At 73.6% G+C, this 12,084-nt stretch carries 10 protein-coding genes; 8 read left to right on the top strand and 2 right to left on the bottom strand.

The features are described 5' to 3' along the window. The first annotated feature begins 1 nt into the window (after position 1). The 5 genes from FAF44_RS35700 (at position 2) to FAF44_RS35680 (ending at position 4,300) form a co-directional block, all read left to right on the top strand. Positions 2–835: a Gfo/Idh/MocA family protein gene (locus FAF44_RS35700; RefSeq protein WP_237107763.1), complete on the top strand. Its 834-nt coding sequence runs from the start codon at positions 2–4 to the stop codon at positions 833–835. Between the two features lie 199 nt (positions 836–1,034). Next, positions 1,035–1,994, top strand: coding sequence for an ABC transporter substrate-binding protein (locus tag FAF44_RS35695; RefSeq protein ID WP_237107762.1), 960 nt, complete (start codon positions 1,035–1,037; stop codon positions 1,992–1,994). A 1-nt stretch (position 1,995) separates the two neighbouring features. Next, the gene (locus FAF44_RS35690; protein WP_237107761.1) at positions 1,996–3,030 is read left to right on the top strand and encodes an iron ABC transporter permease; all 1,035 of its coding nucleotides are present in this window, start codon (positions 1,996–1,998) and stop codon (positions 3,028–3,030) included. Beyond that, positions 3,027–3,800, top strand: a complete 774-nt coding sequence (locus FAF44_RS35685; protein WP_237107760.1) for an ABC transporter ATP-binding protein — start codon at positions 3,027–3,029, stop codon at positions 3,798–3,800. Before FAF44_RS35690 ends, FAF44_RS35685 begins: the two co-directional genes overlap by 4 nt. Beyond that, complete coding sequence (locus FAF44_RS35680; RefSeq protein ID WP_237107759.1) at positions 3,797–4,300, top strand: adenosylcobinamide amidohydrolase; 504 nt, start codon at positions 3,797–3,799, stop codon at positions 4,298–4,300. The genes FAF44_RS35685 and FAF44_RS35680 overlap by 4 nt, the downstream gene beginning before the upstream one ends. Before the next feature lie 112 nt (positions 4,301–4,412). Here the strand turns inward: FAF44_RS35680 and FAF44_RS35675 are convergent, their stop codons facing one another. Continuing rightward, positions 4,413–6,077: a hydantoinase B/oxoprolinase family protein gene (locus FAF44_RS35675; protein WP_237107758.1), complete on the bottom strand. Its 1,665-nt coding sequence runs from the start codon at positions 6,075–6,077 to the stop codon at positions 4,413–4,415. Next, complete coding sequence (locus FAF44_RS35670; RefSeq protein WP_237107757.1) at positions 6,074–8,083, bottom strand: hydantoinase/oxoprolinase family protein; 2,010 nt, start codon at positions 8,081–8,083, stop codon at positions 6,074–6,076. Before FAF44_RS35670 ends, FAF44_RS35675 begins: the two co-directional genes overlap by 4 nt. A 103-nt stretch (positions 8,084–8,186) precedes the next feature. On the opposite strand from FAF44_RS35670, the gene FAF44_RS35665 reads away from it, so the two are divergent. The 3 genes from FAF44_RS35665 (at position 8,187) to FAF44_RS35655 (ending at position 12,074) form a co-directional block, all read left to right on the top strand. Next, positions 8,187–9,650 carry a zinc ribbon domain-containing protein gene (locus FAF44_RS35665; protein ID WP_237107756.1) on the top strand — a complete coding sequence of 488 codons (1,464 nt, stop codon included), beginning with the start codon at positions 8,187–8,189 and terminating at the stop codon, positions 9,648–9,650. After that, positions 9,650–11,338 (top strand): serine/threonine-protein kinase, encoded by a 1,689-nt coding sequence (locus FAF44_RS35660; RefSeq protein ID WP_237107755.1) that lies wholly within the window; start codon positions 9,650–9,652, stop codon positions 11,336–11,338. The genes FAF44_RS35665 and FAF44_RS35660 overlap by 1 nt, the downstream gene beginning before the upstream one ends. A 79-nt stretch (positions 11,339–11,417) precedes the next feature. Next, the gene (locus FAF44_RS35655) at positions 11,418–12,074 is read left to right on the top strand and encodes a response regulator transcription factor (RefSeq protein WP_237107754.1); all 657 of its coding nucleotides are present in this window, start codon (positions 11,418–11,420) and stop codon (positions 12,072–12,074) included. Positions 12,075–12,084: the final 10 nt, after the last annotated feature.

Genomic DNA, 12,084 nt, shown 5'->3' with positions numbered 1-12,084 from the left:
GATCGGGGCGGGGCCGTGGGCGCGGATGGCGCACGCGCCGATGCTGGCCAAGGGGCCGCACACGCGGCTGGCCGGCGTGTGGGCCCGCAGGCCGGAGGCCGCCGCCGAACTGGGCGCGCCCGTGTACGCCACCGTCGAGGAGTTGTTCGAGCACTGCCAGGCCGTGGCGTTCTGCGTGCCGCCCGCCGTCCAGGCCGAGTACGCCGTACGGGCCGCCCGCGCCGGCAAGGCGCTGCTGCTGGAGAAGCCGCTCGCCGAGTCGGCCGAGGACGCCGAGCGGGTGGCCGCCGCGATCGCCGAGGCGGGCGTGGCCTCCCAGATGGTGCTCACCCTGCGCTACGCGCCCCAGACCCGCGCGTTCCTGGCCCGCTGCGCCGAGATCGAGCCGTTCGGCGGGCACGCCGCCAACGTCTCCGGCGTCCTGCTCGGCGACCACCCGTTCGCCACGCCCTGGCGGCTGCGGCGCGGCGCGCTGCTCGACGTCGGCCCGCACGTGATCGACCTGCTGGACGCCGCCCTGGGCCGGGTCACCGGCGTGCGCGCGCACGGCGACCCGCTCGGCTGGACCGGCCTGCTGCTCGAGCACGAGGGCGGGGCCGTCAGCGAGGCGTCCCTGTGCATGGCCGCCGGCGGCGACCCGCTCCCGCAGCGGATCGCCGTGTACGGGCGCGCGGGCAGCGCCGTCCTGCCGCACGTCGGCGGCGACCCCATGCAGACGATCGCCGAGGAGTTCGCCAGGACCGTCCGCGACGGCGGCGGGCACCCCCTCGACGCCGCCCACGGTCTGCGGCTGCAGCGGATCATCGCCGAGGCGGAGGCCCAACTCGCCCCTTGACGCGACCGGCGTCCGGGGCATTGATAACGTTTGTCCGACGCGCAGAGCGCAGCGAAGTCCGGTGTGAGTCCGGCGCTGTCCCGCAACTGTCATAGCCAGGTCGCCTGCCTCCGCGCTGACGTCATCAACCCTCGTGGAAAAGGGTGATCCGTCGCTCCAAGCGGGTCTCTCGGTTCCGAACAGTGTGAAAGGACTACTCGTGAGGCCCGTACGCACGGCCTTCGCGGGCGCGCTGCTGGGAACGCTCCTCCTGGCCGGCTGTGGCCAGGGCGGCGACAGCACCACGGCGTCCGCCCCCTCCTCGCCCCCCGTCACCACCCCCGACGCCGCGACCGGCGGCTTCCCCGTCACCGTCGAGGCCGGCAACGGCTCGGTCACCATCGCCGAGCGACCCGAGCGGATCGTCTCCCTGTCGGCCACCCACACCGAGACGCTGTTCGCCATCGGGGCCGGCCCGCAGGTCATCGCGGTCGACAACCAGTCGAACCACCCGGCCGAGGCCCCCAAGACCGACCTGTCCGGCTTCAAGCCGAACGTCGAGGCCATCGTCGCCCACAAGCCCGACCTCGTCATCGTCTCCGACGACCAGGACAAGGTCGTGGCCGAACTGGGCAAGGTGAACGTGCCCGTCCTGCTCCAGCCCTCCGCCGGCGACCTCGACGAGGTGTACGAGGAGATCGCCGAACTCGGCGCCGCCACCGGCAACAAGGCCAAGGCCGACGAGGTCGTCTCCGGCATGCGGACCGCCATCGAGAAGGCCGTCGCCGGCGCGCCCAAGGCCGGCGAGCTCACCTTCTACCACGAGCTCGACCAGACGCCCTACGCCGTCACGTCCAAGACCTTCATCGGCCAGATCTACGGCATGTTCGGCCTGACCAACATCGCCGACAAGGCCCCCGACGCGGCCGGCGGCTACCCCAAGCTGTCGGCCGAGTTCGTCGCCCAGGCCGACCCCGACCTGATCTTCCTGGCCGACGTCAAGTGCTGCCAGCAGAGCAAGGACACCCTGGCCGCGCGGCCCGGATGGAAGAACCTGACCGCCGTCAAGCAGGACCAGGTGATCCAGCTCGACGACGACGTCGCCTCCCGGTGGGGGCCGCGCGTCGTCCAGCTCGCCGAGGCCATCGCCGCGGGGGTGTCCGGGGCGGGCGCGAACTGACGTGGTGACGCAGGCCGGCCCGTCCAGGGCCAGACCCCTGTGGGTGGTGTGCGCCCTGGGCGTGCTGGCCGCCTCCATGGTCGCCGCACTGCTCGACGGGGCCGCCGACATCTCGCCCTGGCAGGTCGTGCTGCAGGTCGTGGACTGGCTGCCGTTCACCGACGTGGACTCCGGGCTCGCGCCTGTCGAACAGGGGCTGCTGTTCGAGCTGCGGCTGCCCCGGGTGCTGGTCGCCGCCGTCGTCGGCGGGCTGCTGGCCGTGGCGGGCGCCGGGTACCAGGGGGTGTTCCGCAACCCGCTCGCCGACCCGTACCTGCTGGGCGCGGCGGCGGGCGCGGGGCTGGCCGCCACCGCGGCCATCGTGCTGTTCCCGGCCGTGGCGGGCGGCGTCCCGGTGGCGGCCTTCCTGGGGGCCGTGGGCGGGGTGTTCCTGTCGTACCTGCTGGGCAACACCGCCGGGCGGGACGGCGGCACCGCCACGCTCGTCCTGGCCGGGGTGGCGGTCACCTCGTTCCTGACTGCGATCCAGACGTTCGTCCAGCAGTTCAAGGTCGAGGAGCTGCAGCGCATCTACTCGTGGATCCTCGGCGACGTCGGCGGCGGATGGGACCAGTTCTGGCTGGTCCTGCCGTACGCCGTCGTCTCCTCCGTGCTGCTCCTGCTGCACGGGCGCATGCTCGACGTGCTGTCCGTCGGCGACGAGGAGGCCACCAGCCTGGGCGTGCGGGCCTCCCGGGTACGCCTCATGGTGCTGCTGGCCGCCTGCCTGGCCACCGCGGCGGCCGTGGCGGTCAGCGGGCTGATCGGGTTCGTCGGGATCGTCGTCCCGCACGTCGTGCGGCGGATCGCGGGCGGCTCGTACCGGATCGTGCTGCCGCTGTCGCTGATCGGCGGGGCGGCCTTCCTGGTGCTGGCCGACCTCGCCGCGCGTACGGTGATCGCGCCGGCGGAGCTGCCGATCGGGGTCGTGACGATGTTCGTGGGCGCGCCGTTCTTCGTGGCCGTGCTGCGGGTGACCAGGCGGACGGCCACATGATCAGCGCGAGCGGCCTGTCCGTGCGGCTCGGGGAGCGCGACGTCCTCGACGGCGTGGACTTCGAGGTGCGGCGCGGCGAGTGGGTGGGCGTCATCGGGCCCAACGGGGCGGGCAAGTCCACCCTGCTCAAGGCACTCATGGGGCTGGTCAGGCACCGGGGCGCGATCATGCTCGACTCCCGGCCGGCCGGCGGGCTCAAGCCGCGCGAGCGGGCCAGGCTGCTGGCGTACGCGCCGCAGACGCCCGCCCTGCCCCGCGACATGACCGTCTTCGACTACGCGCTGCTGGGCCGCACCCCGTTCATCCCCTACCTGGGCCGCGAGAGCCGGCACGACCGCGAGGTGACGGAGTCCGTGCTCGACCGCCTCGACCTGACGGCGCTGGCCACGCGCCGCGTCGGGGAACTGTCCGGCGGGGAGCGGCAGCGCGTCGTGCTCGCCAGGGCGCTCGCCCAGGAGGCCCCCGCGCTGCTGCTGGACGAGCCCACCACCGCGCTCGACCTCGGGCACCAGCAGCAGGTGCTGGAACTGGTGGACCGGCTGCGCCGCACCGACGGCCTCACCGTCGTCACCACCCTGCACGACCTGACCGTCGCCGGCCTCTACGCCGACTCCCTCCTGCTGCTGACCGAGGGCCGGGCCGCCGCCGCGGGCGAGCCGGCGCGGGTGCTGACCGAGGAGCTCGTGGGACGCCACTTCGACGCGCATGTGAAGATCGAGCCTGGACCCGACGGGCGGCCCGTCGTCCACCTGGTGAGGGGAGGACCGTGAAGCTCACCTACCGCATCGAGGACGGGACCCGGCTCGGGTCGCTGCTGTGGGAGTTCGGGCCCGGCTGGCGGATGATCTCCTCCGCCGTGCTCGGCGGCGGCATCGGGCCCCGGGAGTGGACGGAGGCGTACGCGACGGTGGGGCTGCGGGTGCCGACCTGGGCCGCCGCGCCGGAAGGCCGGGAGGATCCCGAACTGGCCCCCATGCGGGTGGGCACCGTCAACATCGTGGCGGTCCTGCCGGTGGCCATGACGGACGCGGCGCTGGTCAACATGGTGATGACGGTCACGGAGGCGAAGACGCAGGCGCTCGTCGAGACCGGGTTCGCCGGGACCGGCACCGCCTCGGACGCCGTGTGCGTGGCCGTGCCCGCCGAGGGGCCGCCGCAGCTCTTCGGCGGTCCGCGCTCGGAGTGGGGGGCACGGGTGGCACGCGCCGTCCACACGGCGGTCCGCCGCGGCGCCGAGTCCTGGCCCGGCCACCCTCACCCGAAGCCATAGCCGTCGGGCCGCTCCGTCTGACGCGGGGCCGTCGCCGTCGGGCCGCTTCGCCTGACGTGAGGTCGTGCCGTCAGGCCACGCCCGCACGGCCGGACGCGGAGCCGTGGGGAGTTCAGGCGAAGCCGTAGTCGTCGGCGGCGCCCTGCGGCGTGATCCGTCCGGCGTCGAGGTCCGCCAGGATGGCGGCGCGTTCGCGTTCGCGCGGGGGCCCCAGCCCGCCCCCGCCGGTCGTCTCCACGACGAACGCCTCCCCGGCCGCGAAGCGCACGTTGTTCACCTTGGACGCCAGCCGCTCCACCGTGCCGTCCGGCCGCCGCAGGAAGAACCCGCCCGGCCGCCCCGGCAGCCCGCCCTCCCGGCCGGGAGGGGCCAGCCGGAGACGGTCGCCCCGGGTCGTGACGTGGCAGTCGGCGAGGAACCGGTACACCGTGCGCGACCCCAGCCCGCCCCGGTGCCGTCCCGGGCCGCCGGAGTCGGGGATCGTCTCGATCGACTCGACGATCAGCGGGCAGCGGCTCTCCACCGGCTCCGCCTGCGGCACCGAGTTGCGGCCGATGCCGAAGTGCACTCCCGTCGCGTCCGGCCCGTCCAGGCCCCGGCGCGCGCCGACGCCGCCGAAGTCGTACGACAGGTGGATCCAGTACGGCGCCCCCACCGCCGCGATCGAGAACGGCTGCAGGATCCCGCTGGCCGCGATGGCCCGCTCGGGCACCGCGTCCGACAGGGCCTGGAAGACGGCCTCCATGGCGGCGTAGATGGGGACGTACCGGCCGCCGCAGGGGTGCGGGGAACGGGCGTTGAGCAGGGAGCCCTCCGGCAGGTGCACGTCGATGGCGCGCAGGCAGCCGTCGTTCATGGGGATCGACGGGTCGAGGAAGCAGCGGACGGCGAACACGGCGGCGGCCAGCGACTGGGACGCCGAGGCGTTGATCGCCGCCGGGACCTGCGGGTCCGTCCCGGCGAAGTCCAGCGAGGCGGTCCCGTCCCCGCCGAGCGTGACGGCCACGCGGACGTGGTGCGGCCGGTCCGGGTCGATCCCGTCGTCGTCGATCGGGTACGCCGCCTCGAACCGGCCGGTGGGCAGCTCCGCGAGCGCCGCGCGGGTCCTGGCCTCGGTGTGGTCGAGGTAGTCGGCCACGCCCTGGGCCAGGCCGGCCGTCCCGTACTCGGCGAGCAGGGACTCCAGCCGGGCGGCGGCCACCGCCGTGCCGGCGACGAGGGCCCGCACGTCGCCCATCACCTTGTCGGGCGTGCGGCTGTTGGCCTTCAGCACCGCCTCGACGGCCGGTTCCAGGCCCGCGCCCGTGGCCAGCCGCACCGGCGGGAGCTGCAGGCCCTCCAGGAAGATGTCGGTGGCCAGCGGGGCCATGCCGCCCGCCGACAGCCCGCCCAGGTCGGAGACGTGGATCATGGTGGCGGTGAAGTACGCCGGCTCGCCCGCGACGAAGACGGGCCGGTAGACGAGCAGGTCGTTGGTGTGCACGCCGCCCCGGTAGGCGTCGTTGAGCGCGTACACCTCGCCGGGGCGCATGCCGTCCAGGGGGATGTCCGCGATCAGCTCGGGGAGGGCGACCTTGAGCGCCATGCTGTTCATCAGCGTGGTGGCCATGGAGTGCGCGATCAGCCGGCCCCGGGCGTCGAGGATCGCGGCCGAGGCGTCGGAGCCCTCCACGATGAACGTCGAGTACGCCGAGCGCACCACCACGATGCTCGCCTCCTCCGCCGCCACGACCAGGGCGTTGCGCAGCACCTCGGCGGTCAGGGAGCCGGCGCTCACGCGGCGTCCCGGGTGAGGTGCACGGCGTCGGAGCCGGTGAGGGCGGCGGCCCAGCCGGGCGGGACGACGATCGTCGACCCGGGGTCCTCGACGACGGCCGGGCCGGGCACGGCGCCACCCGCGCCGTTCAGCGTCCGCCTGGTGTGCACGGGGACCTCGGTGTGCCCGCCGAGCTCGGGGAAGTACGCCCGGCGCGCCGACGGGGGGCCGCCCGGGGGCCGCGGCCCGGTGACCTGGGGTGCCCGGCGGGTGGCCCCGACGGTGACCCGCACGCGGTAGCTCACCAGCTCGATCTCCCCTCGCTGGGTGATCCCGTACACCTGCGCGTACCGGCGGGAGAAGCGCGACTCCAGTTCGGCGCGGTCGGCGGACCAGTCCACGGTGAGGTCGTGCGACTGGCCCGCGAAGCGGACGTCCACCGAGCGCAGTACCCGCACCTCGGGCGCGGAGAGGGACAGGCCGAGGTCGGCGGCGGCGTCCGCGGCGAGGGAGGCGAAGACGGCCTCCGGGTCGGGCTCGTCCAGGCGTGACAGGACGCGGTCAGTGGACAGCGCGGCCGTCAGCAGCCCGGCCGCCGAGGCCACCCCGCAGTGCGCCGGGACGGCGACCGTCCCGATGCCGAAGCGCTCGGCGACCCGGGCCGCGTGCATGGGCCCCGCGCCGCCGAAGGCGACCAGGACGAAGCCGCGCGGGTCGATGCCCCGCTGCACCGTGACCACGTGCACGGCCGACGCCATCGAGGCGCTGACGATCTCGTGCACCGCGTACGCGGCCTGCTCGCGCGTCACCCCCAGGGGCTCGGCGAGCCGGTCGAGCGCCTTGCCGGCCAGGCCGGGCGAGAGCGGCATGGAGGCGGAGGACAGGTAGCCGAGCACGAGGTTCGCGTCGGTGACGGTCGGCTCGGAGCCGCCGAGGCCGTAGCAGGCGGGGCCGGGGGAGGAGCCCGCCGAGCGCGGGCCGACGCGCAGCGCGCCCGCCGGGTCCAGCCAGGCCACGCTGCCGCCCCCGGCTCCGACCTCCGCCAGGTCGATGGCCGGGGTCTTGATCGGCACGCCGGTCCCGGCCCGCCGTCCGCCGAAGCTGCCCTTGCCCCCGACGTGGAACTCGTGGGTGATCTCCGGCCGCCCGCCGCGCACCACGCACGTCTTGGCGGTGGTCCCGCCCATGTCGAACGAGATGGCGTCCGCGAACCCGGCTCCGGCCGCCGCGAGCACGCCCGCCGCCGGCCCCGACTCGATCATGGCCACCGCCCGCCTGGCGGCCAGCTCGGCGGAGATCACCCCGCCGCCCGACTCCATCACGTGCACGGGCGCGCGCACGCCGATCGCGGCCAGCCGCTCCCGCAGCCGCGACAGGTACGACGACACCAGCGGGCCGATGTAGGCGGACATGATGGTGGTGGTGGCGCGCTCGTACTCGCGGATCTCGGGCCAGGTCTCCGACGAGGTCACGACGCCGGGCACCGACTCGCGCAGGATCTGCGCCACCCGCCGTTCGTGCTCCGGGTAGGCGTAGGCGTGCAGCAGGCACACCGCCGCCGACTCGATGCCGCGGGCCGCGATCTCGGCGGCGACCCGGCGTACCGAATCGGTGTCGAGGGGGGTCAGCACCGTGCCGCGGGCCGAGACCCGCTCCGTCACCTCGAAGCAGTCGCCCGGCGCGACCGGGGGAGGGGGCGGCGTGAAGCGCAGGTCGTAACGGTCCTCCTCGACGCGGGCGTGGCGGCCGAGCGGGATGGCGGCGCGAAAGCCGCGTGTGGTGACGAAGGCGACGCGGGCTCCCCGGCGTTCGAGCACCGCGTTGGTGGCCAGCGTCGTCGCGTGCACCACCCGGGTGACCTGTGCGGGGTCGTGGCCGTCGAGCACGCGCGTAACGCCGGAGACGATGCCCGCGATGGGGTCGTAGTGGGTGCTCAGACATTTGGTCACGGAAATCGCGCCGGACGTGCCGCTCAGGACCACGTCGGTGAAGGTGCCGCCGACATCGACGCCGATCGCGTATGCCATCCAGGTACGTTATGTCCCCGAGCAAGCGCTTGTCTATGAAGTGCTCTATTGACTTACGCCATGTGATTGGGACCCTGGTCGTATTCCAGTGTTTGGAGCGGAGATGGCGCGCCTCACAGCCCTTGCCGGTGGCGCCGCGGTGGCACTGGCGCTCATCGCGACCCCGGTCGCGGCCCACGAGCACCCGAGCGGCATCACCGACCTGGTGACCCCCGCCGTGGTGCGGCTGGAGGCCGTGTCCCATGTGAAGATCACTCTGCTCGACCACATCGGCGAGCTGAAGCATGTGGACCGTTCCTACGACCTCCCGTTCGCGGCGGGCACCGGCACGGTCGTCAACCCCGACGGCACGATCGTGGCCCTGCGGCGGCTGGCCGTGAACCCCGACGACGTCGCCGTCTACGCCGCCAACAAGATCTTCGCCGAGCACCACGACGTGAAGATCCCGGCCGACGACAAGAAGCACAAGCTCTCCGACGACCTGCTCGACCATCACCTCCAGGAGTGCTACACGCCCGACAGCGACACCGCCACCTGCATCGTCGAGGTCACCACCACGATCACGGCCTTCCCCAACGTGTCACCGGCCAGCCCCGACGGCTACCAGGTCGAACTCGTCAAGGCCGGCCCCGAACCCGACAGCCCCGCCGTACTGGCCCCGGTGACCCCCGTCGCGGGCGGCGTCGGCATGCCGACCGCGCCGCTCGCCGACAAGGTGCCCGAGCAGGAGGGCGCGCCCACCAACGTGGCCGGCTTCCTCGCCCGGCCCGGCCCCGACACGGCCGAACGGGTGGAGATCGCCCACCTCGGCAAGGGCGGTACGCCGGGGGAGACCGGCCGGCCGTTCGCCGACCCCGAGAAGAAGGCCGACGAGCCGGTCAAGCTGGGCGGCCTCGCCGACAAGGGCCTGATCGGCGCGCCCGTCATCGGCGACAAGGACGGGCACGTCATCGGCCTGCTGATCGGCGGCGGCGACGAGGGCCGGATGATCGGCGTCAAGGAGGTCACCGCCATCCTGGCCGCCGCCAAGGTGGTGCCGCGCAGAGGCGCGATCGACACCGCCTTCGAGGCGGCGCTGACCCGCTACCACACGAAGTACTACACCGAGGCCGCGCCGGGCTTCCAGCGCGTGCTGGAGCTCTACCCCGGCAACGTGGTGGCCCAGACGCTGCTCAAGACGTCGCTGGCCAAGCGGGGCGGCCCCGAGGACCAGGGCACGAAGCAGGCGGTGAGCGAGAGCGGCGGGTCCATGCCGCTGTGGCCGTACGTCCTGGCGGCCGGGGTGCTCTTCGTGGCGGCGGGGGGCGGGGCGTACCTGCTGTGGCGCCGTCGCGCCGCGGAGGGACCGGCGGAGCCGCCACCGCCGGCGGCGGCCGGCCCGCCGTTCGACGACGCCGCGAACCAGACCGTGGTCGTCCGGCGCTCCCAGCCGTTCCACCTGGCCCCGCAGCAGCAGCAGGTGATGACCGCGCCGGACCCCGCGATCAAGTACTGCACCTCGTGCGGCATGAGACTCGGCCCCGCGCATCGCTTCTGCGGCTACTGCGGACACCCGATCGAGACGTGATGTCATTGAACGAGAGATCGCTCATCGGCCAGGAGGTGGCCGGCTACTACATCGAGGACATCGTCGGCAAGGGCGGCATGGCCGTCGTCTACCTGGCGCTCGACCCGAGGCTGAGCCGCCGGGTCGCGCTGAAGATCCTCAACCCGGTGCTCAGCGTCGACGACCGGTTCCGGCAGCGGTTCATCCTGGAGTCCAGGACGGTCGCCAGCATCGAGCACCCCAACATCATCCCGATCTACGAGGCGAACGCCGACGTGGACGGCGTCCTGTACATCGCCATGCGCTACGTCGACGGCCTCGACCTGCGCCGGCTCATCTACGACCGCGGGCCGCTGCCGTTCGGCCCGGCCAACCAGATCTTCGCGCAGGTGGCCGCCGCGCTCGACGCCGCCCACGCGCACGACCTGATCCACCGCGACGTCAAGCCCGCCAACATCCTGCTGGCCGGCGACCACGTGTACCTGACCGACTTCGGCATCACCAAGCACCGCTCGTCGATCTCGGGGCTGACGCAGACCGACCAGTTCATCGGCACGCCCCGCTACATGTCGCCCGAGCAGATCAACAAGGAGCACATCGACGGCCGCAGCGACCAGTACGCGCTGGCCTGCGTGGTCTACGAGGCGCTGTCGGCGCGGCTGCCGTTCCAGCGTGAGAACGACATGGCGCTGCTGTGGGCGCACCTCGCCGAGCAGCCCACGCCGCTGTCGCGGCTGCGTCCGGAACTGCCCGCGCAGGTGGACGGAGTGATCATGCGGGCGCTGGCCAAGTCGCCCGAGCAGCGCTACGCGACCTGCGCCGAGTTCGTGACCGCGCTGCGGGAGGCGATCGGCGGGCACCCGCACGACCCGTACGCCGGCCCCGGGCTCCTGCCGCCGCCCGGTCAGAGTCCGCAGCCGGGGCCGTACCCCGGCCGGCACTCGGGGGCGCACGCGGCGCCGCAGCCGGGGCCGGGCTCGGGCCCGCACTCCCTGCCGCGCGGCGGGCCCGGATCCGGCCCGCACTCGCTGCCGACGGCCCCGCCGTTCGGGTCCTCGTTCGCCGCGCCCTCGGGGGCCACCCGGCCGTCCACGGCCAAGGGGCGGCCGGGCCGGCTGCCGATCGTGGCCGCCACGCTGGTGGCCGCCGTCGCCGCGCTCGCGCTGGTCGCGTTCGTGATCATGAGCAACCGCGGCGACACCTGGGCCACCTACAAGACCAGCGCCGCCGCCCCGCTCACCTTCGACTACCCGGGCGACTGGACGGTGCGCACCCACCAGGACCTGTTCGCCGTGGCCTCCCCGCACGCCACGGAGTTCGAGGACCTGTTCGTGGCCGGTCCCGGCGCCGACTGGTCGAAGGTCAAGGAGATCGCCGACGACGGCCCCGACGGCGTCGCCGGCGTGTACGTCCAGGTCTCCGACACCCTCGACGCCAGCGGCACCTCCGAGCTGATGAAACCGAAGATGGAGGCCCTGCTGCCCGGCCTGGTCGATCTCGGCAAGCCCGTGCAGGACCAGGCGGGCGCCAGCCCCGCCACCCGCTTCGACGGCTCGCTGCACGACCCGGCGACCGGCACCAGGCTGGGCTTCGTCAGCTACGTGATCGACCGCGAGCCCAAGACCATGCTGATCATGTACTTCTGCGGCAGCGCCACCTGCGACGACGTGACGCAGTCGAGGATCAGGCAGAGCGTGCGCCTGTCGTGACTTGGAACTCACTTGCGCGCGGCTTGGCCACGGCGCGAGGGCGGTGTTCAACGCCGGGCCCGGCGTCTAACCTCCGCCTGTGAGCATTCGCATCGTCATCGCCGACGACCAGGCGATGGTCAGGGCCGGGCTGCGCATGATCGTCGAGAGCGACCCCGTCATGGAGGTGGTCGGCGAGGCGGCCGACGGGCGGACGGCCGTCGCCGTGGCCGGGCGGACGCGGCCGGACATCGTCCTCATGGACGTCTCCATGCCCGGCCTCGACGGGCTGGCGGCGGCCAGGGAACTGCTCGCCGCCCCCTCGCCACCCAAGGTCATCACGCTGACCACGTTCGACACCGACGAGAACCTCTATGCCGCGTTGCGCGCCGGCACCAGCGGGTTCCTGCTGAAGGTGTCGCCGCCCGAGCAGCTCCTGGAGGCCATCAAGGTGGTGCACTCCGGGGACGCGCTGCTCGACCCGGCCGTGACGAGCCGGGTGATCGCCGCCTTCGCCGCCCGCGCCGAGCCCAGGCCGGCGCCCGCGCTGGCCGCGCTGACACCGCGCGAGCTGGAGGTGCTGCGGCTGCTGGCGCGCGGGCGCACCAACGCCGAGATCGCCACGGACCTGTACATCGGTGAGGCCACGGTCAAGACGCACGTGGCGCGGGTGCTGATGAAGCTGTCGCTGCGCGACCGGGCGCAGGCGGTGGTGTTCGCGTACGAGACGGGCGTCGTACGGCCGGGAGCCGCCTGACCGGGAGGGA

Origin of the sequence: Nonomuraea sp. MG754425, from assembly GCF_021699195.1 — a bacterium.
In the GTDB taxonomy this organism is placed as follows: domain Bacteria; phylum Actinomycetota; class Actinomycetes; order Streptosporangiales; family Streptosporangiaceae; genus Nonomuraea.
Note: the sequence above shows the minus strand (reverse complement) of the source record. Positions and strands in the feature narration are given on the sequence as shown.

Bases quoted from the DNA above. Each gene is read 5' to 3' on its own strand.
- FAF44_RS35685 (WP_237107760.1), top strand. From the start codon at position 3,027: ATGATCAGCGCGAGCGGCCTGTCCGTGCGGCTCGGGGAGCGCGACGTC.
- FAF44_RS35670 (WP_237107757.1), bottom strand. From the start codon at position 8,083: ATGGCATACGCGATCGGCGTCGATGTCGGCGGCACCTTCACCGACGTG.
- FAF44_RS35665 (WP_237107756.1), top strand. From the start codon at position 8,187: ATGGCGCGCCTCACAGCCCTTGCCGGTGGCGCCGCGGTGGCACTGGCG.
- FAF44_RS35660 (WP_237107755.1), top strand. From the start codon at position 9,650: ATGTCATTGAACGAGAGATCGCTCATCGGCCAGGAGGTGGCCGGCTAC.